This is a genomic window from Myxococcus sp. MISCRS1 (genome assembly GCF_026626605.1).
GTDB classification, from domain to species: domain Bacteria; phylum Myxococcota; class Myxococcia; order Myxococcales; family Myxococcaceae; genus Myxococcus; species Myxococcus fulvus.
Window position 1 is genome coordinate 3270942 of sequence record NZ_JAPNKB010000001.1, and the last position, 23757, is coordinate 3294698.

19 protein-coding genes and 1 pseudogene are annotated in these 23757 nt (G+C 70.2%); 8 read left to right on the plus strand and 12 right to left on the minus strand.

Features of this window, described 5'->3' with window-relative positions:
* Positions 1-14: 14 nt before the first annotated feature.
* The 4 genes from OWM54_RS12570 to rimO are packed head-to-tail and all read left to right on the plus strand — an operon-like array spanning position 15 to position 4732.
* On the plus strand, positions 15-1655 hold the full coding sequence (locus tag OWM54_RS12570; protein ID WP_223747763.1) for a ribonuclease J: 1641 nt from the start codon (positions 15-17) through the stop codon (positions 1653-1655).
* A 24-nt stretch (positions 1656-1679) separates the two neighbouring features.
* Positions 1680-2177: a YajQ family cyclic di-GMP-binding protein gene (locus tag OWM54_RS12575; RefSeq protein WP_046711562.1), complete on the plus strand. Its 498-nt coding sequence runs from the start codon at positions 1680-1682 to the stop codon at positions 2175-2177.
* 8 nt (positions 2178-2185) lie between these two features.
* Positions 2186-3301, plus strand: a complete 1116-nt coding sequence (locus OWM54_RS12580; protein ID WP_223747762.1) for a hypothetical protein — start codon at positions 2186-2188, stop codon at positions 3299-3301.
* A 33-nt stretch (positions 3302-3334) separates the two neighbouring features.
* Complete coding sequence (gene rimO / locus OWM54_RS12585) at positions 3335-4732, plus strand: 30S ribosomal protein S12 methylthiotransferase RimO (protein ID WP_420715373.1); 1398 nt, start codon at positions 3335-3337, stop codon at positions 4730-4732.
* A gap of 247 nt (positions 4733-4979) precedes the next feature.
* Here the strand turns inward: rimO and OWM54_RS12590 are convergent, their stop codons facing one another.
* The 6 genes from OWM54_RS12590 to rplU form a co-directional block, all read right to left on the minus strand.
* Entirely contained in the window at positions 4980-6674 is a 1695-nt protein-coding gene (locus OWM54_RS12590; protein ID WP_420715327.1) for a hypothetical protein, read from the minus strand.
* A 10-nt stretch (positions 6675-6684) separates the two neighbouring features.
* Positions 6685-7542 carry a LolA family protein gene (locus OWM54_RS12595; protein ID WP_267697681.1) on the minus strand — a complete coding sequence of 286 codons (858 nt, stop codon included), beginning with the start codon at positions 7540-7542 and terminating at the stop codon, positions 6685-6687.
* Between the two features lie 77 nt (positions 7543-7619).
* Positions 7620-8300, minus strand: coding sequence for a TrmH family RNA methyltransferase (locus tag OWM54_RS12600; RefSeq protein WP_267697682.1), 681 nt, complete (start codon positions 8298-8300; stop codon positions 7620-7622).
* Between the two features lie 4 nt (positions 8301-8304).
* Entirely contained in the window at positions 8305-9729 is a 1425-nt protein-coding gene (obgE, locus tag OWM54_RS12605; protein ID WP_267697683.1) for a GTPase ObgE, read from the minus strand.
* A 128-nt stretch (positions 9730-9857) separates the two neighbouring features.
* Positions 9858-10130: a 50S ribosomal protein L27 gene (gene rpmA, locus OWM54_RS12610; RefSeq protein ID WP_046711556.1), complete on the minus strand. Its 273-nt coding sequence runs from the start codon at positions 10128-10130 to the stop codon at positions 9858-9860.
* 38 nt (positions 10131-10168) lie between these two features.
* A complete protein-coding gene (rplU, locus tag OWM54_RS12615) occupies positions 10169-10477 on the minus strand; it encodes a 50S ribosomal protein L21 (protein WP_223747757.1) in 309 nt (102 codons plus the stop codon).
* Positions 10478-10727: 250 nt separating this feature from the next.
* Between rplU and OWM54_RS12620 the strand changes: the two genes are divergently transcribed.
* On the plus strand, positions 10728-11087 hold the full coding sequence (locus OWM54_RS12620; protein WP_223785725.1) for a hypothetical protein: 360 nt from the start codon (positions 10728-10730) through the stop codon (positions 11085-11087).
* A gap of 46 nt (positions 11088-11133) precedes the next feature.
* Here the strand turns inward: OWM54_RS12620 and OWM54_RS43230 are convergent, their stop codons facing one another.
* Both OWM54_RS43230 and OWM54_RS43380 read right to left on the minus strand, forming a co-directional pair.
* Positions 11134-13308: a PilZ domain-containing protein gene (locus OWM54_RS43230; protein WP_420715374.1), complete on the minus strand. Its 2175-nt coding sequence runs from the start codon at positions 13306-13308 to the stop codon at positions 11134-11136.
* A gap of 6 nt (positions 13309-13314) precedes the next feature.
* Positions 13315-14406: pseudogene (locus OWM54_RS43380) on the minus strand (serine/threonine-protein kinase); the annotation flags it as partial.
* Positions 14407-14584: 178 nt separating this feature from the next.
* Here OWM54_RS43380 and OWM54_RS12635 point away from each other — a divergent pair.
* The gene (locus tag OWM54_RS12635; protein ID WP_267697685.1) at positions 14585-15547 is read left to right on the plus strand and encodes an isopenicillin N synthase family dioxygenase; all 963 of its coding nucleotides are present in this window, start codon (positions 14585-14587) and stop codon (positions 15545-15547) included.
* 54 nt (positions 15548-15601) lie between these two features.
* Positions 15602-16618, plus strand: a complete 1017-nt coding sequence (locus OWM54_RS12640) for a carbon-nitrogen hydrolase family protein (protein ID WP_267697686.1) — start codon at positions 15602-15604, stop codon at positions 16616-16618.
* 205 nt (positions 16619-16823) lie between these two features.
* Here the strand turns inward: OWM54_RS12640 and gatB are convergent, their stop codons facing one another.
* Genes gatB through OWM54_RS12660 form a run of 4 tightly spaced genes read right to left on the minus strand, consistent with a single transcriptional unit; the run spans position 16824 to position 20414 of the window.
* Entirely contained in the window at positions 16824-18263 is a 1440-nt protein-coding gene (gene gatB / locus OWM54_RS12645) for an Asp-tRNA(Asn)/Glu-tRNA(Gln) amidotransferase subunit GatB (RefSeq protein WP_267697687.1), read from the minus strand.
* A 20-nt stretch (positions 18264-18283) separates the two neighbouring features.
* Positions 18284-19750, minus strand: a complete 1467-nt coding sequence (gene gatA, locus OWM54_RS12650) for an Asp-tRNA(Asn)/Glu-tRNA(Gln) amidotransferase subunit GatA (protein WP_074949894.1) — start codon at positions 19748-19750, stop codon at positions 18284-18286.
* Between the two features lie 18 nt (positions 19751-19768).
* Entirely contained in the window at positions 19769-20056 is a 288-nt protein-coding gene (gatC, locus tag OWM54_RS12655) for an Asp-tRNA(Asn)/Glu-tRNA(Gln) amidotransferase subunit GatC (protein ID WP_223747751.1), read from the minus strand.
* 28 nt (positions 20057-20084) lie between these two features.
* Entirely contained in the window at positions 20085-20414 is a 330-nt protein-coding gene (locus OWM54_RS12660; RefSeq protein WP_141328100.1) for a zf-TFIIB domain-containing protein, read from the minus strand.
* A 179-nt stretch (positions 20415-20593) separates the two neighbouring features.
* Here OWM54_RS12660 and OWM54_RS12665 point away from each other — a divergent pair, with 179 nt between their 5' ends.
* Entirely contained in the window at positions 20594-23692 is a 3099-nt protein-coding gene (locus OWM54_RS12665) for an FtsK/SpoIIIE family DNA translocase (protein WP_267697688.1), read from the plus strand.
* Positions 23693-23757 lie beyond the last annotated feature (65 nt).

Sequence of the window (23757 nt, forward strand, 5' to 3'; positions counted from 1 at the left end):
TTAGACTCCCCCAAATGCTTCAAGTCATTCCCCTGGGCGGCCTGGGAGAAATCGGCCTCAACTCCCTGGTCATCGCCTGCAACGGGGAGATGCTGCTCATCGACGCGGGCCTGATGTTCCCCTCCGAGGGGATGCCCGGCGTCGACATCATCATCCCGGACTTCACCCACCTGAAGCAGAACGCCGCCTGCCTCAAGGGCGTGGTGCTCACGCACGGCCACGAGGACCACCTGGGCGCGCTGCCCTACCTGCTGGGCGAGGTGAATGTGCCCGTGTACGGCACGCGCTTCACGCTGGCCATGGCGCGCCACCGGCTGGACGAGCTGGGCGTGGAGGCGGACCTGCGCGAAATCGAGCCGCGCGAGCCGTTCAACGTCGGCACCATGTTCAAGGTGGAGGCCAGCCGCGTCACGCACACCGTGCCGGACGCGGTGGGCTTCATCATCCGCACGCCCGAAGGCACCTTCATCCACACCGGCGACTTCAAGCTGGACCCGGACCCCATCGACGGGCTGCGCACGGACCTGGAGCGCTGGGGCGAGGCCGGCGAGGAGGGCGTGCTGTGCCTCTTGTCGGACTCCACCAATTCCGAGCTGACGGAGGAGACCGGCAGCGAGCGCGTGGTGGAGCAGACCTTCGAGCGCCTGTTCCAGGGCGCCACCGGCCGCATCGTCGTGGCCCTGTTCTCCTCCAACCTGCACCGCGTGCGACATCTCCTGACGCTCGCGGAGAAGCTGGGGCGCAAGGTGGCCCTGCAGGGCCGCAGCATGCAGCGCAACGTGGAGATGGCGCGGCAGCTGGGCTACCTTGACGTGCCCGACTCGCTCTTCGTGCACCTGGACACGGTGCCGCTGCTCCCCGCCCAGCGCGTGCTCGTGCTCACCACCGGCGCGCAGGGAGAGCCCCGCGCGGGCCTGTCGCAGCTCGCCTCCGGTGACGGGCCGCTGAAGGTGGGCCCCGGAGACCTGGTGGTCCTCAGCTCCCGCCCCATCCCCGGCAACGAGCGCGGCGTGGGGGCGTTGATCGACCAGCTGCACTGGCGGGGCGCGAAGGTCGTGTACGCCCAGGTGGAGCCCGGCGTCCACGTGTCCGGCCACGCCAGCCGGCCCCAGCAGCAGCGCGTGCTGGAGCTGGTGCGCCCCAGCCACTTCATCCCCGTCCATGGCGAAGGCCGCCACCTGCACCGACACCTGGCCACGGCCCGCGAGGCCGGCCTGGAGCCCGCGCAGTGCCTGCTGGCCCAGGACGGCGACGTCGTGGGCTTCGAGGAGGGCCGGGGCCGCTTCACCGGGAGCGTGCCCTCCGGCCGCATCTTCAAGGACCGCTTCGGAGGCGGCATGGTGACGCCGGACACACTCCACGAGCGGGTCCGCCTGTCGGAGACGGGGCTGGTGGCCGCCGTCGTGGTGCTGCAGCGGGGCACGCAGCAGCTGGTGGGCGGCCCCCAGCTGTCGGGCCAGGGCCTGTCGCTGGATGAACAGGTGCTGCTGCCCCGGGTGGCCCAGGACGCCCGGGCGCTCTTCGAGGAGCTGTCCGTCCAGCTGCGGGGCGACGACGCCCTGGTGCGAGAGGAACTCACCCGGGTGGTGCGCCGTGCGTTCCGGCTGTACAGCTCCAAGCGCCCCCTGGTGGTGCCCATGGTCGTCAGGGTGTAGGTGTGTTAAGCGCCGCTGTTGCCCATGCCCTCGTTCGACGTCGTCTCGAAAATCGACATCGCCGAGCTCGACAACGCGGTCAACCAGACCAAGAAGGAGCTCAGCACCCGCTATGACTTCCAGGGTGCGCAGGCGGACGTAGTCATCGCCCCGGACAACACGGCCATCACCGTGAAGGCCAACAGCGAGGACCACGTCAAGGCCGCCAAGGTCGTCCTGCTGGCGAAGCTGGCCAAGCGCAACATCAGCTTGAACGCGCTCGACTACGGCGACATCGAGAAGACGGGCCTGCACAACGTGAAGCAGGTCATCAAGCTCCAGCAGGGCATCCCGGTGGAGAAGTCCAAGGAGCTGGTGAAGCTCCTCAAGGATTCGAAGATGAAGGTGCAGGGCTCCATCCAGGCCGACCAGCTGCGAGTCACCGGGAAGAACCGGGACGACCTCCAGGCCGCCATCGCCCTGTTCCGCAAGGAGCAGGACCGACTGAAGCTGGACATGCAGTTCACCAACTTCCGCGATTGATAGAAGCCATGCGAGTCGCTGCCCTGTCCCTCTGCTGTCTGCTCTGTGTCCCGGCCATTGCCTCCGCGCAGGACGAAGCCCTTCCCCCGCCCCGGCCGTCCAAGCTGGTGCCCAACATGTCCAAGCCGCCGAAGCTGCAGGGCGGCCTGAAGGGCTTCGCCTCGCCGCTGACGCTCAAGTCCACGGACGTGTCCGGCGCCAGCGCGTCGTTCACCGCCAAGGTGGGCTTCCGCAAGGACACGCTCTACGTGGGCGTGGACGCCAAGGACGACCAGCTGCTCGCGGGCGACACCGTCACGCTGTCCATCTACTTCCCGGACACGGGCCCGCTCACGACGGGCTACACGTGGCGCTTCGGGTTCGACGGCAAGCGGGACTCGGGCGCGACCAGCGGGACGCCGGAGTTCGCCCAGCAGAAGGTGAACGGGGCGGTGGAGCGCCGGGGCACCACGCTGTCGCTGGTGGCGGCGGTGCCGGTGCGCGCGCTGCCGCGCTTCCCCTCCATCGACCCGATGGTGATGGACGTGTGCATCACCTACGAGGACCAGGATGGCGAGGGCAAGGGCGTGCCCGTCTCCAACTGCCAGAGCGGCACCATGGTGGGCGAGGCGCTGCGGCTGCCGGACGAGCCGCGCAAGGCGCTCAAGCTCAAGCCGCCCGAGTCCGTGACGGCGCTGGAGCCCGCGGCCACCGGCTGGCTGGGGTGGGACCTGCTCAGCTACCCGGCCTGGGCGCAGGGGGACGAGGAGCTGTCCCCCGAGTCGCTGCGCGAGCTGGTGGTGGGCAAGCCCGTGGACGCCAAGTCGGTGAACGTGAACGTCCCCGAGTCCCTCAGCCTGACAGGCGAGCTGTCCTTCGTGACGGTGCTCTCGGGGAAGAATCCATATGCCGTCGCGGGTCAATGCGACGCCGAGACGGAGCTGCGGTTGGGGCTCTACCTCGTGACGGGGAAGACGGCGCGGCGAGTGCTCGAGTGGCCGGCCGCCACCTGCGCGCTGGGGCGCGCGTCCTCGGTGGAGCTGGACGAAGAGGACGGGCTGACCATCCGTTACTCGAACGGCGCGATGATGAACTTCGTTTGGAGTGGGGACCACTTCACGCGAACCGAACTGGGAAGCAGGTAGACCGCAGTGGAAACCACCAAGAGCCTGTACATGATGACCCTCGGCTGCCCGAAGAACCGGGTGGACTCCGAGGTGATGCTCGGCACGCTGAAGCACCGCGGCTACACGCTGGTGCAGGAGGCCTCCGAGGCGCAGGTCATCGTCGTCAACACGTGCGCCTTCATCGGTCCGGCCAAGCAGGAGTCGGTGGACTCCATCCTGGAGATGGCCGAGCTGAAGAAGTCGGGGAGCTGCAGCACGCTGGTGGTGACGGGCTGTCTGTCCCAGCGCTACGGCGAGGAGCTGGCGAAGGAGATGCCGGAGGTGGACCACTTCCTGGGCACCAGCGCGTACGCCCAGATTGGCGACCTGCTGGCGGCCGAGGCGTCGCCGCGTCAGGTGATTCCGGACCCCGACTACATCCACGACGCCGACACGCCGCGCATCAACTCGATGCCGAAGTACACGGCGTACCTCAAGGTGTCCGAGGGCTGTGACAACGCCTGCGCGTTCTGCATCATCCCCACGCTGCGCGGCGGGCAGCGCTCGCGCACCATCGAAGACATCGTCATCGAGGCGAAGCGGCTGGCGGACAGCGGCGTGCAGGAGCTGAACCTGGTCGCGCAGGACCTCACGGCGTACGGGCATGACCTGCCGGGCCGCCCGAAGCTGCATGATTTGCTCAAGGCGCTGGTGAAGGTGGACGTGCGGTGGATCCGCCTGCACTACGCCTACCCGCGCGTGTTCCCGGACGAGCTCATCGAGGTGATGGCGTCGGAGCCGAAGATTGCCCGCTACCTGGACATGCCGGTGCAGCACGTGAGCGACAAGCTGCTCTTGTCGATGAAGCGTGGCCGCAACTCGGAGTTCCTCAAGGGGCTGCTCACCAAGCTGCGTGAGCGCGTGCCGGGGCTGGTGATGCGCACGTCGCTCATCGTGGGCCTGCCGGGTGAGACGGAGGAGGACTTCGAGATGTTGAAGGAGTTCGTGAAGACGCAGCGCTTCGAGCGCCTGGGCGTCTTCCAGTACTCCGACGAGGAGGGCACGGCGGCGTACGACCTGCCCGACAAGGTGCCGCAGAAGATCATCGAGCGCCGGTGGCGCGAGGTGATGGCCATCCAGAAGCGCATCAACCGCGAGCAGAACAAGAAGCTCGTGGGCAAGCGGCTGGAGGTCCTGGTGGAGGGCCCGGCGCCGGAGACGGAGCACCTGCTGGTGGGTCGCCACCAGGGGCAGGCGCCCGAGATTGACGGTCTGGTCTACATCAACGACGGCCTGGCGTACCCGGGTGAGCTCGTCACCGTGGAGGTGACGGAGGCGCACGACTACGACCTGGTGGCGCGCGTGGTGGAGCGGCCGGACCCGAAGCAGCGTCAGCACGTGGCGCGTGACGCGCACCCGGCCCCCGTGCCGGTGGTGCCCGCGCCCCGGCCGGTGACGCGGCTGGAGTAGACGTGAAGCATCCCGGGCCGCGCGCCTTTCGCGACGTGGCCCGGGCGTCTGGCTGTCTGGGGTGAGGTGCCTGGAGGGAGCGTGGCTCCTCGGCACCGCGCGCCTCGGGGCAGCTCACCGTCTTCGCGACGGAGCCCCGAGGAAGGACCCGGTGACTGGGGGGAGCGAGGCTCCTCGACAGTGCCGCTCGCGCCCGCTCACGCGGGTGCACGGGGCCTCGGCGCGTGTCACGCGAGCCCGCGCGCGACTACCGAGGGTCCTCGGGCTCCAGCTCGCGCTCCTCGGGCGGGGGCTCGCGCGAGGTCTTCTTGCGGGATGGCGCCGCGACGCCTTCTCCGAGCGGCGTGGGCTGGCACTCGCACACCGTGCGGCGCGTGGCCGTCTCGGTGACGAAGGCGCACGCCGTGGGGCACTCGGGCTGACGTGCCTCCTCGTAGAGGGACAGCCGGAAGTCCTTCGCCTGTGTGAGCGCGGCGTGGCACGCGGGCAGCGATTGCGCCAGGGAGGGCCAGGGCAGACGGTGCTGCGTCGTGAGACCCCGGCTGGTGGCGGGGAAGCTCAGGCCCACCGCGCAGCCCGGCTCCAGGCGCTGCCCCTCCGCGCCCACCGGCTCCAGGTGCACCCGACCTCCCTCTGGGAGGTCTCGGAACACCGCGCCGACCACGGAGACCGTCCCGTCCGGCTCGCGGCGCACATGGAGCCCGTAACAGGCCTCCTCGCTGAAGACACCGTGTGCATCCGCGCAGCGCTGGCGCGGTGTCAGCCGTGAAGATGGAGCTCCCGACGGGCTGGAGACCTCCCGAGAGACCTCCGCCGGTGTGGCCGCCGGCCCGGGTCTCGATACGTCATGCGTGTCCTCCAACGCGGCTACGGGCCCTGGCGCTGGCGTGGAGAGGCCGTCGGGACGAGCCCCCTTCGACGAGGCGCCTCCTCCCGACGCGATGCCCGAGTCGGGAGAGCTGCCCTGCATCCGCCCCACGCTCTCCACGTTGTCCGGGCCGAGCGCCTCGGTGCCCCTCGACGCTGAAGCCTCGGACGCGAGGACCCGGGGCCTGCGCAGCACCAGCACCCCGCCCTTCGCGTCCAGCGTCGCGGTGAAGCGCCCCCAGACATCCGGGCCCAGTCGACCGAGGCTGCTCGGTGAGTCCCATCGCCCCGCCGCTTCGACGACGAGAGGCCGCACGCCCACGCCCTCCGCCACGTCCACCGAGTCCACCGCGAAGGTGCGTGGCGGCAGGTTCGCCGCCGTCTCCAGCGGCTGCAGCCCCTGCGCCTCCGCGGGCCCCAGCGCGATGCGCGAGAAGGGCTCCCGCGTCGACAACACGAACGGGCCCGTGAGCTCCGACTCCCCCTGTGCCACCCGAGCGGCCAGCAGCGGCCAGTCCCCCACCGGCTCGCGGCTGAGCTCCACGCGGTGGACCTCCCGCGCCGCGTCCGACGCGGAGGTCTCCGCCACATACGCCTCCCGCGACCGAGAGGCCGTGAAGGTCACCTCGCGACGCAAGGGGTCCACGGTGAGCGCGTAGGGCTCCAGCACGTCCGAGCCCAGCGTGACCGAGCAGGGCTTCTCCCCGGACACGCCCGCCGTGCGCAGCGGCACGGACGCGCCCCCCACCGTGAGCGCGGGCAACGGCACCACCGGCCAGGCACGAAAGCCCCCGGCGATTTCGGGCGCGCGCACGGTGCCCTCGGGCGGAGGGATGCCGCCCTCGAAGCACTCCTGGGAGACCATCGACAGGGGCCGCGCCACGTCCAGGACGACGGGCACCGTCCGCGTCCCCAGCTTCCCCGCCACCGTGAGCCTCAGCGCGGGCGAGGCCAACAGCGGCAACGTGCGGCCCACCAGCCCCTCGGTCCGGGACGACGGGCCGGGTGCCACCTCCCGGTGACATCCCGAGCCCACCACACCCAGACACAGCCAGAGCAGGAACGCGCCGCGCACGCCGCGCAGGTTACTGCGTCTTCTGCTTGGTGAAGTCATCCACGCGCGTGTCGTCCGGGACATCCAGCTTGAAGCTGTCCGCGGCCAGGCCCACGTTCGTCTTCAGGTTCACGAAGGAGATGGTGTTCTCGCTGCCATCCGGGTCCACCACCGTGCTCTTCAGCACCTGGGCCGACGCCGGGTCCACCTCCAGCCGCACCTGCTTGAAGCGCGGCTCCTCCTTCAGGGGGTTCAACACCAGCAGCGTCCCCTTGCAGTCCTTGCAGGCGCCCTTGGTGATGGCGAACTCGTCCGCGAGCCGCCCCTGGCCGAAGAGGAACGTCACCGACGCGGACAGCTGGCTGGTGTCCACGCTGGCCACCGTGAGCGACTGGGCCGCGGGGTCGTACGCGTAGACCTTGTTGCCGGCCAGCACGAAGGTGCGCGCGGAGGGCGTCTGATACTCCCACCGCATCAGCCCCGGCTTCTTGTACGTGACGACGCCCTCCGACGACTGCGTCCGGCGGAAGGTCTTGTACTTGTAGTCCTGCTTGAAGCTCGCCCGGAAGTCGCCCGTCTTCTCGTAGAACGCCTGCATCCGGTCGACGAGCGTCTTCACCTCGGGCGTCATCGGCGTGGCCGGCTTCGCCGCGGGCTTCGTCTCGGCGGCCGGCGCGGGCGTCGTGGCCGGCTTGCCCGGCGCCTGCGCGGGAGCGGCCTGATTCACACCGGAGGGCGCCGGAGTCTTCGCCGCCTCGGACGGAGTGACCAGGGGCTTTCCAGCGCCCGCCGGGGCTCCCTGGGCCACCGTGGCGGCCGGAGCGGGAGCGGAGGACTGCGGCACGGCTTGCGCGGACAGGAGCGTGGCGAGCAGGGTTTCCAGGAACATGGCGTGCGTCTCCAGGAGGGCAGGTAGGCCCCCGGCGTCCATCTACCCCATACCGACGCGCCCCGGGGGGCCGGCATTCATGGCTGCTTCTTGAAGAGCCGCTTCCTCTGTTTGATGGCCAGCACGTAGAAGCGCTCGCGCAGGGCCTGCGCCTCCTCGGGCGGCAGGTCCCCCGAGCCGCCTTCCAGGTTCTCGTCCCGCCAGGCAATCGCCCGGCTGACGCACGCCGAGGCGGCCGCGGAGATGTTGAGGCTCTGACTGAAGCCCTTCATCGGCACCCAGAAGGTGCCGTCCACGGCGTTGAGCACGTCGTCGCTGACGCCGTAGCGCTCGTTGCCGAGGACGATGGCCACCTTCTGGTCGAAGCGCAGCGAGTAGAGGCTGGTGGCGCCCTCGCGGATGGCCGAGGCGTACAGCTGGAAGCCCCGCGACTTCAGGTGCTCGCGGCACTCGGCGAAGGACTTGTACAGCTTCACGTCCAGCCACTTGTCACAGCCCTGGGCCACCCTCGAGTTCGGCAGGAAGGGAGCCTCCGGGTTGATGACGACGTGCACCTCCTGGACGCCCATGGACTCGCAGGTGCGCAGCACCGCGGCCATGTTGAAGCTGTCCTCCAGCCGGTCCAGGACCACCGTGAAGTTGCGCGTGCGCTGGCTGACGACGCGGTCGATCTTCTCCTTGCGCACGTCGAGGAGGAACTGCTCGGGCTCCAGCTTGTCCTTCTCGAAGCGCTCGTAGCGAGGGCCACCACCGGACATCGGATCAGCGCCTCCCGCCCGACTTCTTCGCCGGAGCCTTCTTCGCGGCCGGCTTCTTCGCCGGAGCCTTCTTCGTGGCGGACTTCTTGGCCGAGGTCTTCTTCGCGGCCGGCTTCTTCGCCGGAGCCTTCTTCGCGGCGGCCTTGGTGCTCTTCGCCGCAGCCCTCTTCGCCGCGCCCTTCTTCGCCGGAGCCTTCGCGCTCTTCGTGGCCGGCTTCTTCTTCGCGCTGGCGGCCTTCTTCGCCGGAGCCTTCGTGCTCTTCGCCTTGGCGGCCTTCTTCGCCGGGGCCTTCTTCGTGCTCGGAGCCTCGCTGCCCGAGAACGCCTCGCGCACCGCCGCGATGGTCGCCCTGGCCACGGAGGCCCCGGACTTCCTCGCCGCGCCCTTGGCCCGAGGCGGCGCCTCCACGTGGAGCTTGTCGGTGCGGCCGGTGAACAGCACCTCCGCCACCGCGTCCATCAGCGCCTGCATCCCCTCGCCCGTGGCGCACGACACCGGGAACACGCGGATGCCGCGCTCACGCAGGGCCTCCGTGAAGGGCCCCAGCCGCGCCTGCGCGTCCGGCAGGTCCTGCTTGTTCGCCGCGACGACCTGGGGCCGCCTCGACAGCTCCTCGCTGTACTTCTCCAGCTCCCGGTTGAGCACGTCGAAGTCGTGCAGCGGCTCGCGCCCCTCGCCCTCCGCGCCCATGTCGATGAGGTGGATCAACACCTTGCACCGCTCCACGTGCCGCAGGAACTGGTGCCCCAGGCCCACGCCCTCGCTGGCGCCCTCGATGATGCCGGGGATGTCCGCCATGACGAACGACAGGTGGTCCTTGTACTGGACCATGCCCAGGTTGGGGGCCAGCGTGGTGAACGGGTAGTCGGCGATCTTCGGCCGCGCCCGGCTCACCCGCGAGATGAACGTGCTCTTGCCCGCGTTGGGGAAGCCCAGCAGGCCCACGTCGGCCAGCAGCTTCAGCTCCAGCCGCAGCGTGAACTCCTCGCCCTTCGTCCCGTCCTGGGCGAAGCGCGGCGTCTGCCGCGTCGAGGTCGCGAAGTTCATGTTGCCCAGGCCGCCCCGCCCGCCCTTCGCCGCCTCCCAGACCTGCCCCGGCTGGCTCAGGTCCACCAGCAGCTCCTCCGTGGCGTGGTCCTTCACGAGCGTGCCCACCGGCACCTTGAGGATCATGTCCTCCGCGGCGCGACCGTTACAGTCGTTGCCCATGCCGTGCTCGCCGCTCTTCGCGCGGTGGTGCTGCTGGTAGCGGTAGTCGAGCAGCGTGGTCAGCTGCGGATCCGCCACGAAGATGACGGAACCACCGTTGCCGCCGTCACCGCCGTTGGGACCCCCGCGCTCGATGAACTTCTCACGGCGGAAGGACACACAGCCGTTACCGCCATCGCCCGCCTTCACGAAGATGCGGACCTCGTCGACGAACTTCATGAAAGCTCTCCTGAAAAACGCAGAGCGGGCCGCCTCACGTCCTGTGCGCCAGAAGGCGCGGGGACGGGAGAAGCGACCCGCTCGTGGATGCCGCGCGGCGACCGGCCCTCAGAGGGGCCGGGAAACCGTCAGGCGCTGGGCTGCTCAGCGGCCGGGTAGACCGAGACCTTCTTGCGGTCGCGGCCCAGGCGCTCGTACTTCACCACGCCGTCCACCACCGAGTAGAGGGTGTAGTCGCGGCCGAGCTTCACGTTCGCGCCCGCGTGGATGACCGTGCCGACCTGGCGAACCAGGATGCTGCCGGCCGAGACCTCCTGGCCTCCGTACACCTTCACGCCGCGGTACTGCGGATTGGAATCGCGACCGTTGCGCGAAGAACCCTGACCTTTTTTATGGGCCATGACACCTTGCTCCTGAAGTTGAGGTGAAACCGTCCGGACTAGCCGGAGATGGAGGTGACCTTCACCTCGGTGTACGGCTGACGGTGGCCACGGCGACGGGTCCAACCCTCCTTCTCCTTGCGGAAGTGAAGGACGCGGCGGTGCTTGTCCTGCGCCAGGACCTTGCCCACGACGCGAGCGCCGGAGACCGTCGGCCGGCCCACCTTCGGGCTGTCCGTACCGCCCAGCAGGAGAATGTCGGTGAAGGACACCTCGGCCCCGATGTCGCCGGCGATCTTCTCGATCCGGAGGACATCGCCCTCGGCGACGCGATACTGCTTTCCGCCCGTGCGAATCACTGCGTACATCGTCTAACCCCTGTCAGCTTCGGGTTGGGTCAACCCGTGGAATCGGCCGCGCATTTCGGACGGACGGGCCGCCCTAGCGCAAAGGACGGCCGGATTTACGGGAGATGCCCTGGGGAGTCAAGACGGATGCTGGATCATCTCGTCCGGCGGTGCAGATTGCCCCCGCTCCCAGGCGCCCCTACCTGAGGGTCCGGCCGAAAAAGCCCGGCCTCACACCGTCCTACCATCAACCCCCGGGGGGAATTCCACAATGAAGAAACTCATGTACGGCCTGGTGGCCGCCGGCACCCTTTTGTTCGGCGTCGGCTGTGGCGGCGACGACGTCTGCGACGACCTGGCCGACGCGAGCCGGGCGGTGAACGATCAGACGGAGGCCTGTGGGACCGACACGGGGATGGACGAGGAGGACTTCGACAAGGGGCGCTGCGAGGACGCACTGGAGGCCTGCTCGGACAGCGACAAGGACCGCCTGCAGGACGTGGCGGACTGCATCCGGGGCCTGCCCGATTGCCGGGTGGGAGCCGAGATGGAGTGGGTCGATCAGTTCAGCGCCTGCTTCCAGCGGGCAGAGGGCCTGAGCGCCGCTTGCGCCGCGGCGGCCGGTGGGTAGGTGGGTAGCCCGCCGTCCGAGCTGGTGGCACCGGGCCCGGCTCCCCTCAGGGGGGCCGGGCCCTCTCGTTCGAGGGCTCCGCGGCGGCGCCCCGGGCGTCCAGCGCGCGACGGACGCTGCGGTAGCGGTGGTGGAGGCTGGACTCCAGGGGGTCCAGGGCGAGGCCCCGCTCGTAGGTCTCCAGGGCGCGGGCGAGCTGGCCCTCGCGCTCCAGGGCGGAGCCGGACAGGTAGTGCACGCGCGCCATGCCCGCGGACTGGGGCCGCCGGGTGAGGAACTCGCGGCGGAGGGACTCGAGCTGCTCGGGCGTGAGCCCTGCCTCCAGGCAGCGCGCGACGCCCCGGTGATTGCCCCGCCAGGCGTCGTACAGCGCCCGCTGCGTCACGGTGCCCAGCACCTCCCCCGCTTCGTGCAGCCGGGTGAGCACCGAGTCGAGCAGCAGGGACTGCGCGGAGGACAGGGGACGCTGCCGCAGGGACTCCAGGGTGGTTCGGGCCTCGCGGGTGCAACGGCGCAGGGAGCCCATGTCCAGGTCGGGGGGGACGGCCAGCACGGCGTAGTGGTCCCCCGTCAAGCGGGCCCGATAGGCCTCCAGCACGCGGGCGGCCTCCTTGTCCTCCGAGGGTGAGGCGGCTGCGGGCGGAGCCACCCGTCTGCCAGGACCCGCGCGCAGGAGCGCGTCCACGGAGGACTTGAGGGCCAGGGTGGCCTCGACGAACTGGACGCCGAAGCCGGTGGGCATCCCCCAGACCTGGGCCTGCTCCGCGGGCACGTGGCGCACCACCTCGCAGACGACGGACTGCGGGCCCGACTCCAGTTCCAGAACGAGCGGCAGTCGCGCGAACAGCGGGGGCAACAGGCCGTCGCTGCGCAGGAACAACCCACCGCGAGACAGGTCGGACGCGGTCAGCCAGACCGGCGTCTCGCCCGGGCGCAGCACGACGCGAACGGGGAGTTCCACCGTGCGCGGCCGGGCGGCTTGTGAGACTTCGCTGGGGCTGGGCTGGGCTCCGTCGCCCGAGGGGTGGAGGACCGGAGGTGCAGCGCCCGAGGCGTTCTGCACAGCGGCGCCCCAGTTCCGGGATGCGAGGCTCGCGACCGGGGACCAGGGCGCGACGGAGTCCTCCGACGCCGCGACCCCCTTCGGCGTGGGGACGGGAGGCACGCTCCGTCCGGACGACAGCGGGGCAGCCGGCGCGCTGTGGTTCGGTGTGGCGAGCATTGGAGCATCACGTCTGTCGGATGACGGGCGCCCGGAGGGCGCGACATCGGACGCGCGGGGTGGGCTGCCCGGGGACGACGGACGACGAGCCTCCGTCGGCATCTCGTCGGTGCGTGGACGAGCCATCCCTGATGGGGAAGGACGACGAGCCTCCTCTGCTGGCTTCGCGTCGATGGACGGCCGGGCCTGTGCGTGAGGCGATGGCGAAGGACGACGTGCCTCCGCTGACTTCTCGCCGACGGACGGTCGGGCCTGTGCGTGAGGCGATGGCGAAGGACGTCGAGCAGCCTCCGGTCGTGCCTCGACGGACGGCCGAGCCTGCATCGGGGCAGGCCCAGCCCCCGGCGACATCGCGCCTACCGGCGATTGAACCGGCACCGGCGGCGACGGACGCGCCCCCAGTGGCATCACCCCTATCGGCGATTGCACCAGCACCTGCGGCGACGGACGCGACCCCGGTGGCATCGCTCCTACTGGCGATTGCACCGGCACCTGCGGCGACGGACGCGACCCCGGTGGCATCGCGCCCACTGGTGAGTGAACGGGCACAGACGGAGATGGGCGCGCCCCAGATGGCACCACTGCCATCGGTGATTGCATGGGCACGGACGGCGACGGACGCCCCCCCGGTGGCATCGCCCCCATCGGCGATTGCACGGGTACGGACGGCGACGGACGCGCCCCCGCTGGCATCGCTCCCACCGGCGATTGCACGGGCACAGGCGGAGACGGACGCGCCCCCGCACCCGCCCCCCTCGCATCCACAGGCTGCGACACCTGGGCGCGCGGCGACGGCCGCGGGCCTCCCGACGTCGACACCTCGCCCACCGCGTGCACGAGTCCCGGCGGCGAGAGACGGGCCTCCTCGGACCGTGCCCCGTGCGGCATCGCCCCCTCCACGGGCCGGACCCCAGTCGACTTCACGCCCTCCACGGGCCGGCCCTGTCGCGGCGCCACACTCCCGTTCGACACGGGCTCGGGCAGGTCCGTCTCGAGCATCACCGGAACGGGAAGCGCGTTCCTCCCCTCGCCCGCCACGGGCCCCGGACCCGCCACGGGTGCGGGAACACTCCGGGCTCGAACAGCGGGCTCCACGGGCCGCGCCTGCCGAGACCGGACATGGATTTCCTCGGCCAGTGCCCCCTCCAGCGCCGCGCGCAGGAGCGCCGCCGTCGCGTACCGCTGCTCCGGCGCCTTCTCGAGCGCGCGCAGGATGACCCGCTCCAACGACACGGGCACGGCCGCATGCACGGACCGGGGCGGCGGAGGCGCCCGCATCTGATGCGCCACCAACTGCGCCGTCAGCCCCTCGTCCTCGAACGGCAGCCGACCTGTCACCAGCTGATACGCAATCACCCCCAGCGCATACAGGTCCGCGCGACCATCCACCCGTCGACTCAGGGACTGCTCGGGCGCCATGTACTCGGGCGTACCCACGATGATGCCGGCGTGGGTCTGCGGCATGTTCGCGTCCGCCAGCTTCGCGATACCGAAGTCGAGCACCTTCACGAACGGCGTGCCCCGCCCGCGCCGCACCAGGAAGACATTGTCCGGCTTCAGGTCGCGATGGACGATGCCGCTCAGGTGCGCCGCCTGCAGCGCGTCGCACACCTGCGAGAGCACCGACACCACCGCCGGCGCCGGCAGCGGCGAGCCGACCCACGCGGACAAGGGCGCCCCATCCAGATACTCCATGATGAGGTACGGCCTGGGCGGCCCCGCGTTCAGGTCGAAGATGCTGACGATGTTCTCGTGGCCGATGACATTCACGGCCCGCGCCTCCGCGTGGAAGCGCTGCACCAGCTCCGGGTACGTCGCCAGGTGCTCGTGCAGCACCTTCACCGCCACCCGGCTGCCAATGGACACGTGCTCGCCCAGGTACACCGCGCCCATCCCCCCGCGGCCCAGCCGACGCACCAGCCGGAAGCTCCCCAGCTTCGTGCCCACCAGCGGGTCCACCTCCACGGAGACGGACGAACAGCGGGGCCGCGCGGGCACGCTCTCACCCTCGGCTCGGACCAGCGTCGAGCATGACGACGCCGACCCATGTCGGTGGCCGCACGCCTCGCACGCATCAGCGCTGCTCTCCTGGGCCATGCCACTCCCCCGGGCCTGCCCAGCTAATCTGGACATTCACGTCCAGGCGGGGCCACTGCCGGCCTCCGGTGATGTCGGCTGGCGAAGTGGGCTCTCGCGCCGCGGTGCCAGGAGACGGTCCTCCGGAGGACGCTGAAGGTGCCGACAATCCATCACGCTCGATTAGAGTGCGGCGCCCATGTCCGGAACCTCACGCCGCATCCCCCTCATCGACCTGTCCCACTACCGCACCGGCACTCCCACCGAGCGAGCCCGCTTCGTCCAAGTCTTCGGCGAGGGTCTGCGTGAGTTCGGCTTCGTCTCCGTGGTGGGACATGGCATCGACGATGGCCTCATCCGCCGCACCTACTCGGACGTCGAGAAGCTCTTCCAGCTCCCCGAGGACGTGAAGACGCGCTACGCGGTGCCGGAGCTCGCCGGCCAGCGCGGCTACACGGGCTTCGGCAAGGAGCACGCGAAGGACCGCAAGGTGGGGGACCTGAAGGAGTTCTGGCACGTGGGCCGCGAGCTGCCCGAAGGCCACCCATACCTGAAGCACTACGGCGCCAACGTGTGGCCCGGCGAGGTCCCCTCGTTCCGCGAGCACGCGCTCACCCTCTTCCGTGAGCTGGATGGCGCCGCGAGCGTGATGCTCCACGCGCTGGCCGAGTTCTTCGGCGTGGCGCGCGACACCTTCAGCGGCATGGCCACGGAGGGCAACTCCGTGCTGCGCCTCATCCACTACCCGCCGCTGAAGGAGCGCTTCATCCCCGGAGGCGTGCGCGCCGCCGAGCACGAGGACATCAACCTCATCACCCTGCTGTGCGAGGGCACCGCGTCGGGCCTGGAGTTGCTCACGCGCGATGGCGAGTGGCTGCCGGTGGACACGCTGCGCGGGCAGATCGTCGTGGACTCGGGCGATATGCTCAGCCGCGTGACGAACGAGGTCATCCCCGCCACCACGCACCGGGTGGTGAACCCGAAGAGCGCGGACGAGGACACCGTCCGCTACTCGCTGCCCTTCTTCGTGCACCCCTACTCCGACTGCGTGCTGGAGCCCCTGCCCTGCACCCAGACGCCGGAGAACCCCGCCCGCCACGGGCCCATCACCGCCGGCGCCTTCCTGCAGCAGCGCCTGCGCGAGAACGGGCTCATCAAGTAGTCCCTCACCGTCCGGTGTCCGACGCGCGCGTCCCACCGGGCATTGGATGCACTCGTGGACGAAGCACGCCTGCCCACGCATGTGGAGCTGTTCGCCCTCCAGCCGCGCGTCGCGCTGGAGGACTACGCCTCCCCTTCCACCTTCGCCGCGAGGCACCGCGCGCTCGCCGAGCGGGTGGACCGCCTGCGGACCCGCGACGAGGCAGGTCGTCCGCGCCATCCCGCCCTCGCCGTGTGGCCCGAGTGGGTGGGCGCGCCGCTGGAGCTGCTGGGCCACGTGCAGCGCGTGCAGCGCCACACGACGGTGAGGAGCGCGCTGCGGAGGGTGGCGCGCGCCGAGTGGTGGGACGTGTGGCGCACGTGGAAGGAGCTCCACCCGCCGACGATGGTGGAGTGCTTGCATGCCACGCTCGCGTCGCGCGTGCACCGGGTGATGCACGAGACCTTCTCCGCCATCGCCCGGGACTTCGGCCTGTGGGTCGTCGCGGGCAGCGCGTTCCTTCCCGACAACCGCCTGACCAAGGACGGCCCGGACTTCGAGCCCCGGGGCGCGCGCATCTTCAACACCAGCCACACCTTCTCACCCGAGGGTGTCCGCGTGGCCACGGCGCGCAAGGTGAACCTCCTGCCTGCGAGCGAGGACCGCCTGCGCCTGAGCCCCGGCCGGCCCGAGGACTTGACGCTCATCGACACGCCGTTCGGCAGACTGGGGACACTGCTTGGCTACGACGGTGCCGCGCGACCTCGCACGTCGAAGGAGCCCTGGTTCGTCCCCTGCGCACAGTACCTGGATGCCTGGAGGGCCCAGGTCGTCGCCCATCCCTCCGCACACCCCGGGGACTGGGATGAACGCGCACTCGATGAAGGACTCCTCGGGCAACTCCCGGGCCTGCGTCACGTCCGCTACACCGTGACGGCGCAGCTCGCGGGTGAGCTGTTCGACCAGCGCTTCGAGGCGCCCTCGCTCATCGTCGAGCGCACGAGCGGGGGAACGACGCGAGTCCTCGCACGAGCGGAGCCTTCACGAGCCGATGAAGTGCTTCACACGCTCGTACCGGTCTGCGCCGCCTGACGCGCGCCACCCCGAGGCACGTCCTCGAAAGGTGATGAGCGCTTCACGCGCTCGCGCCCTGAACATCGCCTCCAACGCGCGGCAGTCCTCGTGAGGTGATGGACGGCGTCCTGCGCTCGCGCCCGCCCATCGGCTCTGCCCCAGTGCCAACCCACGACGGGCCCTCGCGCATGCGGAGCCCCTTTGCGGAAGAGGGCCCGCGTCGTCAGTCGCCGAGCTTCTTCTTCAGCAAATCATTGACGAGCGTGGGGTTGCCCTTGCCCTTCATGGCGCGCATCACCTGCCCCACGAAGAAGCCGAACACCTGCTTCTTGCCCGCGCGGTACTTCTCCACCTCGCCCAGGTTCTTCGCGAGGATGTCGTCCACCACCGCCTCGATGGCGCCCGTGTCGCTCACCTGCGCCAGGCCCTTCTCCGCGACGATGTCCGCGGGCGCGCGGCCCGTGCGGAACATCTCCCCGAGCACGTCCTTGCCCGCGTTGCCGGACACCGTGCCCTGGTCCACCAGGGTCAGCAGCTCCGCGAGCTGTGCGGGCGTGAAGCGCACCTCGCCCACGGTGGTGCCCGACTCCTTGAGCAGCCGCAGCAGCTCCCCCTGGAACCAGTTGGAGAGCTTCTTCGCGTCCGGGTAGCGCTGGGCGCACGCCTCGAAGAAGTCCGCGAGCGGGCGCTCCGTGGTGAGCAGGCGCGCGTCATACGCGGGCAGCCCGTACTGGCTCACGAAGCGCTGGAGCTTCGCGCGCGGCAGCTCGGGCAGCGACCTGCCCACCGCCTCGACGACCTCCGTCGTCACGTGCAGCGGCGGCAGGTCCGGCTCCGGGAAGTACCGGTAGTCGTGCGCGTCCTCCTTGCTGCGCATCGAGCGCGAGACGCCCTTGTTCGGGTCCCACAGCCGCGTCTCCTGGTCCACCTTCCCGCCGGACTCGATGACGTCCACCTGCCGGGCAATCTCGTACTCGATGGCCTGCTTCACGAAGCGGAACGAGTTGAGGTTCTTCAGCTCGCAGCGCTGGCCGAACGTGTCGGAGCCCTTGCGCATCACCGACACGTTGGCGTCGCAGCGGAAGCTGCCCTCCTCCAGGTTGCCGTCGTTGACGCCCAGGTACACGAGGATGTCGCGCAGCGCCTTGAGGTACTCCACCGCCTCGTCCGCGTCGCGCAGGTCCGGGTCGCTGACAATCTCGATCAGCGGCACCCCTGCCCGGTTCAAGTCCACCAGGCTCTGCCCACCGCCCCCGTCGTGCACGCTCTTGCCCGCGTCCTCCTCCATGTGGATGCGGCGGACGCGGATGACCTTCTCACCTTGCGGCGTCTCGATGGCCAGGCGCCCGAACTCGCAGATGGGCAGGTCGTACTGCGTGATCTGGTAGCCCTTGGGCAGGTCCGGATAGAAGTAGTTCTTCCGGCTCCACACGCTCCTGGCGTTGATGCGGCACTCCAGCGCGAGCCCCGCGCGGATGGCGAAGTCCACCACGCGCTCGTTGAGCACGGGCAGCACGCCGGGCATGCCCAGGCACACCGGACAGGTGTTGCGGTTGGGCTCGGCGCCGAACGCGGTGGAGCAGCCACAGAAAATCTTGGACTGCGTGAGGAGCTGCGCGTGGACCTCGAGGCCGATGACGGGCTGGAAATCGCTCACGGGCATGGCGGTGTCACCAAGCGGCCCTACGCCTCGACAGGCGCGAGGCGGCGGAAGAAGTCGTGCTCACGCTCGAAGGCCCGAGCGATGCGCAGCAGCAGGGCCTCGTCGAAGGCCCTCCCCAGCACCTGCAAGCCCACCGGCAGCCCCGCCTTCGTGAAGCCACAGGGCACCGACAGGCCAGGGATGCCCGCAAGGTTGCAGGGCAGCGTGTAGACGTCCATCAGGTACATGGACAGCGGGTCATCCACCTTCTCCCCCAGCTTGAACGGCGCCACGGGGGAGATGGGGGCCACCAGCGCGTCCACGTCCTTGAAGGCGCGCGTGAAGTCCTCGCGGATGAGCGTGCGGACCTTCTGCGCGCGCAGGTAGTAGGCGTCGTAGTAGCCGGCGGACAGCGCGTACGTGCCCAGCATGATGCGGCGCTTCACCTCCGGTCCGAAGCCCCGCTCGCGCGTCTGCGCGTACAGCTCCTTGAGCCCCCGCGCGTCTTTCGCGCGCAGCCCGTAGCGGATGCCGTCGTAGCGCGCCAGGTTGCTGGACGCCTCGGCGGGCGCGATGAGGTAGTACGTCGCCAGCGCGTACTGCGTATGCGGCAGCGACACGTCCACCAGCGTCGCACCCAGCCGCTCGTACTCGGCCAGCGCGGCGCGGACGGAAGCCTCCACCTCCGGGTCCATGCCTTCGGCGAAGTACTCGCGCGGCACGCCCAGCTTCAGCCCGCGCACCCCGCTCTCCAGCTCCGCCGAGTAGTCTGGCGTCTTCGCCGGCGCGCTCGTCGCGTCCAGCGGGTCGTGCCGCGCGATGACCTGCAGCAGCGCCGCCGCGTCCGACACCGTGCGCGTCATGGGCCCCGGCTGGTCCAGCGACGACGCATACGCGATGACGCCGTAGCGGGACACCCGCCCGTACGTGGGCTTGAGCCCCACCGTGTTGGTGAAGGCCGCGGGCTGACGGATGGAGCCGCCCGTGTCCGTGCCCAGCGCGCCGAACACCTCGCGCGCGGCCACCGCCGCCGCCGAGCCTCCCGAGGAGCCGCCCGGCGTACGCGTCACGTCCCAGGGGTTGTGCGTGGGGTGGTACGCGCTGGACTCGTTCGAGGAGCCCATCGCGAACTCGTCCAGGTTCAGCTTGCCGACCAGCGGCAGCCCCGCCTCCTTCAGGAGCCGCACCACCGTCGCGTCCAGCGGCGGCACGAAGCCCTCCAGCACGCGCGAGCCGGCGGTCGTCTCCACGCCCTCGGTGAGGAACAGGTCCTTGAGCCCCACCGGCACGCCGTCCAGCGGGCTCGCCGGGGTCCCCGCGCGCCTGCGGGCGTCACTCGCCTCCGCGGCCGCCAGCGCGCCCTGCTCGTCCACGCGCAGGAAGGCGCGAATCCTCGGGTCCACCTGTTGGATGCGCGCCAGGCACGCGCGGGTGGCCTCCACGGAGGACACCTCGCCCGCGTCCAGCTTCCGCGCGAGCTCCAGCATCGTCAGGTCCGTCAGCTGCATGACGTGGAACCCCTCCGGCTAGTCGATGATCTTCGGCACCGCGAAGGAGGTCCCCGACTTCGCCGGGGCGTTGGCCAGCACCTTCTCCGGCGGCAGGGAGGGCCGCGTCACGTCCTCGCGGAGCAGCGAGGCCGTGAGCGTGGCATGCGAGGTGGGCTCCACGTCCCCCACGTCCAGGGTCTGCAACTGCGCCACCGCATCCAACACCGCCGACAGCTGCGTGGCCATGCGCTGCTCCTCTTCAGGAGTCAGCGCCAGCCGCGCCAGCGTGGCCACGTGTCGCACCTGCTCGAGCGTGAGGGCCATGCCCGCAGACCTCCCCGGGACCTCGGGTCTACTTCTTCTTGAAGAGGTTCAGGATGGCGCCCATCACCTTGCCGCCACCCTCGTGCCCGTGCTGCGCCACCATCTGGTCCAGCTCGCCGGCGTCCAGGAAGACTCCGCCGCAGTTGAAGCACGTCTCCAGCTCGACCTTGCCCTGCTTGAGCGTCTGCAGGTCCATGCCGCACTTGGGGCACTTCATCCAGTGGAGCTTCTTGAGCTCGTCGCGCTGGGCCTGGGCCGTGTCGGCGGCCTGCTGGAGCGCAAGCTTCCGCTTCTTCTCAATCTCCTCGCGGGCGAAGTACTCCTCCTCGCTCGAGGACGGCTTGTCGTTGTCTGCCATGGCGATGTACCTCCAGGAAATCGTGGCGGCACCATACCCCCTCTGGTGCAACGCGCAGCCGAAATGTAGGCCCCCTGTCCGGCAGCCGGAAAATTGACCGGACCCCCTCCCTCCCTACACTCGTCGCGGGCATTGCTACAGCCCGCTACGCGGCTGAGACGCGCAGAGGGAAGAAGGTCATGACGGCGAAGAAGGGTCGGGCGGAGAAGGCAGTGCTGTCCCGGCAGGAGATCGCGACGCGTCGCAAGGCGCTCGCGGACAAACGGCGCAAGGCGGGGGTCGACGGCGGCGACGGCACGACGGCCCGAGCCATCACCGGTGTCTTCCTGCTGGCGGCGTCCCTGCTGTCATTGTTGTCGGTGGCCACGTTCGACGCCCATGACCGGGTCGGACCGGGCTTCCGCAACGCGGTGGGCCCCATGGGCCACCTCATCGCGGAGACCCTGCGGGGGATGCTCGGCGTGTGCGCCTACCTGGCACCCGTCGGAGGCGTCTACGCCGCGATGGTGCTCTTCGTGGGCAGCCGCGAGCGCAAGCGCGGGCCGCAGATCGTCAGCCTCGTGCTGCTGACGGCGAGCGTGGCCGTGCTGGCGCAGCTCATCTTCGCCGGCGACAAGGGCTGGGCACACCCGCCCGGCGGCGCGCTGGGCGCGAGCCTGGGCGGCGTCATGGAGGGGCTGTTCTCCACCGTCGGCACCGTCATCCTCGTCACCGCCATCAGCGCCGCGGCGCTCATCGTCGGCACCCAGTACACGTTCTTCAAGCTGTGCTCGCTGGTGTGGGCCGGACTGTGCGTGCTGGGCCGCCGAGTCTCCGAGTCCGCCGAGGCCTTCTGGGAGCAGCAGAAGGTCGCCTACAAGGCCCGCCAGGAGCGCGCCGCCGAGGAGAAGCTCGAGGAGGCCGCCTTCCTCGCGCAGATTGAGGCCGACGAGGAGGAGCTCGCCGAGGCCGAGCGCGCCGCCGAGGAGGCCGAGGCCGCCGAGGCGGAGGCCATGGCCGAGGAGGCCGTGCGCCTGGCCCGTCAGAACGAGAAGGAGCAGGCCGCCGCCGCGAAGCTGGCCCTCAAGGAGGCTCGCGAGAAGGAGAAGCTGGAGAAGCAGACGCGCAAGGCCCTGCCCCTGCCCGAGGACACGGACTCGCTGCCGCCCACGTCCTCCCCGCCGGTGGCCGCCGAGAAGCTGCTGCCGCGCATCGCGGAGAAGCGCCCCGCCCCCGGCGCGGACCCGGCCTGGGCCGCGTCGTTCCTGGCGCCCCAGCCCCACTCCGCGCCCCCCATCGTCCCCGAGGGCGTCGAGCCCCCGCGCGGCCGCCGCAAGACGCCGAACATCGTCACCGGCCCCTCCGCGCCCGTCGCCGCGCTGCCCGAGTCCACCGAGCCCGTGGCCCCGGCGCCCGCGCCCGTCATCTCCCTGCCCCAGCCTCCGCAGGCCGCGGCGCCCCAGCCCGCGCCTGCCGCGTCCGCGCTGGCGCGCATGCCGCTCATCGTGGAGCCCAAGGCGCCGCCCAAGCCCACCGTCAAGAAGACCCAGGACCAGTTCGAGTTCGTGGGTGACCGCAAGAGCTTCTCGCTGCCGCCGCTCGACGTGCTCGAGTACGACAAGAAGGAGCGCTCGGAGCTGGACAAGGACGCGTTCCTGTCCACGGCGGAGAAGCTGCGCGCCAAGCTGGCCGACTTCGGCATCGTCGGCGAGGTCGTGGAGATCCGCCCCGGCCCCGTCGTCACCATGTACGAGTTCCTGCCGGGCCCCGGCATCAAGGTGAGCAAGATCGCCGCGCTCGCCGACGACCTGGCCATGGCGATGGAGGCGATGCGCGTTCGCATCGTCGCCCCCATCCCCGGCAAGGGCGTGGTGGGCATCGAGGTGCCGAACAAGGACCGTGAGACCGTCTATCTCAAGGAGATCGCCGAGCAGGACGCGTTCCTCAAGGGCCCCAGCAAGCTGACCATGTGCGTGGGCAAGGACATCGAGGGCATGCCGTACGTCTTCGACCTGGCCAAGGCGCCGCACCTGCTCATCGCCGGCACCACCGGCTCCGGCAAGTCGGTGGCCGTCAACTCGATGATCATGAGCATCCTCCTGAAGTCCACGCCGGAGGAGGTCCGCTTCATCATGGTGGACCCGAAGATGCTGGAGCTCTCCGTGTACGAGGGCATCCCGCACCTGCTGCTGCCCGTGGTGACGGACCCGAAGAAGGCGGCGCTCGCGCTGCGCTGGGCCGTGGAGGAGATGGAGCGCCGCTACCAGATGCTGTCCGAGGCGGGCGTGCGCAACATCGCCGGCTACAACAAGCTGGTGGAGAGCTCCGCCTCCGAGGTGAAGGAGGTGCTCGCCGCCGCGGAGCCTTCGCCCAAGAAGTCCAAGCCCAAGAAGGTCCTGGTGGTGGACCTGGAGGGTGGCGAGCCCAAGCCCGCGGCCCAGGCGTCGGACGGGCTGGGCGTGGCCGCGCCGCGCGAGGACATGGAGGACCTGCGCGAGGCGCTGGTGTCCTCCGAGGACGAGGCCGCCCCGGAAGTGCCCGAGGTGGAGGCCGAGCCCGAGGACGACGACGCGGGCGCGCCGCTGGACGCCGCGGAGGCCAAGCCGGAGAAGAAGGAGCTCAAGAAGCTGCCCTACATCGTGGTCATCATCGACGAGCTGGCGGACCTCATGATGGTCGCCAGCCGCGAGGTGGAGACGTACGTGGCGCGCCTGGCGCAGATGGCTCGCGCGGCCGGCATCCACCTGATGGTCGCGACGCAGCGTCCCTCCACGGACGTCGTCACCGGCATCATCAAGGCGAACTTCCCCACGCGCATCAGCTTCATGCTCCGCTCCAAGCCGGACTCCATGACGATTCTGGGCACGGTGGGCGCCGAGGCCCTGCTGGGCATGGGCGACATGCTCATCATGCCGCCCACGAGCGCGCACCTGCAGCGTGTGCACGGCGCCTTCGTGTCGGAGAACGAAATCAAGAAGGCGGTGGACCACCTCAAGGCCCAGGGCAAGCCCGTCTTCGACGAGTCCATCCTCAAGCCGCGCGACGAGGACGTGGAGTCCGGCGGTGAGGAGGACGAGCTGTCCGACGAGCTGTACGACCAGGCCCTCGCCACGGTCAGCGAGATGCGCGCCGTCTCCATCTCCATGCTCCAGCGCAAGATGCGCATCGGCTACAACCGCGCCGCGCGCATGATTGAGCGCATGGAGCGTGACGGAGTCGTCGGCGCCGCCGATGGCGCCAAACCCCGCGAGGTGCTCATCCGAGGGGTGGGCGACATGCCGGGCGCGGGCGCGATGTAGTCCACCCGCGGCGCACCGTTGTTCTCCCAGGGGGTGTCCGGCTTCGGTCCGGGCGCCCCCTGTCC

Excerpts from the sequence above, each read along its gene's own strand:
- gatC (WP_223747751.1), bottom strand. The coding sequence starts at position 20,056 with ATGGCCCTCACGCTCGAGCAGGTGCGACACGTGGCCACGCTGGCGCGG.
- OWM54_RS12665 (WP_267697688.1), top strand. The coding sequence starts at position 20,594 with ATGACGGCGAAGAAGGGTCGGGCGGAGAAGGCAGTGCTGTCCCGGCAG.
- rplU (WP_223747757.1), bottom strand. The coding sequence starts at position 10,477 with ATGTACGCAGTGATTCGCACGGGCGGAAAGCAGTATCGCGTCGCCGAG.
- OWM54_RS12660 (WP_141328100.1), bottom strand. The coding sequence starts at position 20,414 with ATGGCAGACAACGACAAGCCGTCCTCGAGCGAGGAGGAGTACTTCGCC.
- rimO (WP_420715373.1), top strand. The coding sequence starts at position 3,335 with ATGACCCTCGGCTGCCCGAAGAACCGGGTGGACTCCGAGGTGATGCTC.
- OWM54_RS43230 (WP_420715374.1), bottom strand. The coding sequence starts at position 13,308 with ATGCTCGAGACGGACCTGCCCGAGCCCGTGTCGAACGGGAGTGTGGCG.
- OWM54_RS12635 (WP_267697685.1), top strand. The coding sequence starts at position 14,585 with ATGTCCGGAACCTCACGCCGCATCCCCCTCATCGACCTGTCCCACTAC.
- OWM54_RS12600 (WP_267697682.1), bottom strand. The coding sequence starts at position 8,300 with ATGTCCGGTGGTGGCCCTCGCTACGAGCGCTTCGAGAAGGACAAGCTG.
- gatB (WP_267697687.1), bottom strand. The coding sequence starts at position 18,263 with ATGCCCGTGAGCGATTTCCAGCCCGTCATCGGCCTCGAGGTCCACGCG.
- obgE (WP_267697683.1), bottom strand. The coding sequence starts at position 9,729 with ATGAAGTTCGTCGACGAGGTCCGCATCTTCGTGAAGGCGGGCGATGGC.
- OWM54_RS12580 (WP_223747762.1), top strand. The coding sequence starts at position 2,186 with ATGCGAGTCGCTGCCCTGTCCCTCTGCTGTCTGCTCTGTGTCCCGGCC.
- rpmA (WP_046711556.1), bottom strand. The coding sequence starts at position 10,130 with ATGGCCCATAAAAAAGGTCAGGGTTCTTCGCGCAACGGTCGCGATTCC.
- gatA (WP_074949894.1), bottom strand. The coding sequence starts at position 19,750 with ATGCAGCTGACGGACCTGACGATGCTGGAGCTCGCGCGGAAGCTGGAC.
- OWM54_RS12595 (WP_267697681.1), bottom strand. The coding sequence starts at position 7,542 with ATGTTCCTGGAAACCCTGCTCGCCACGCTCCTGTCCGCGCAAGCCGTG.
- OWM54_RS12620 (WP_223785725.1), top strand. The coding sequence starts at position 10,728 with ATGAAGAAACTCATGTACGGCCTGGTGGCCGCCGGCACCCTTTTGTTC.
- OWM54_RS12575 (WP_046711562.1), top strand. The coding sequence starts at position 1,680 with ATGCCCTCGTTCGACGTCGTCTCGAAAATCGACATCGCCGAGCTCGAC.
- OWM54_RS12570 (WP_223747763.1), top strand. The coding sequence starts at position 15 with ATGCTTCAAGTCATTCCCCTGGGCGGCCTGGGAGAAATCGGCCTCAAC.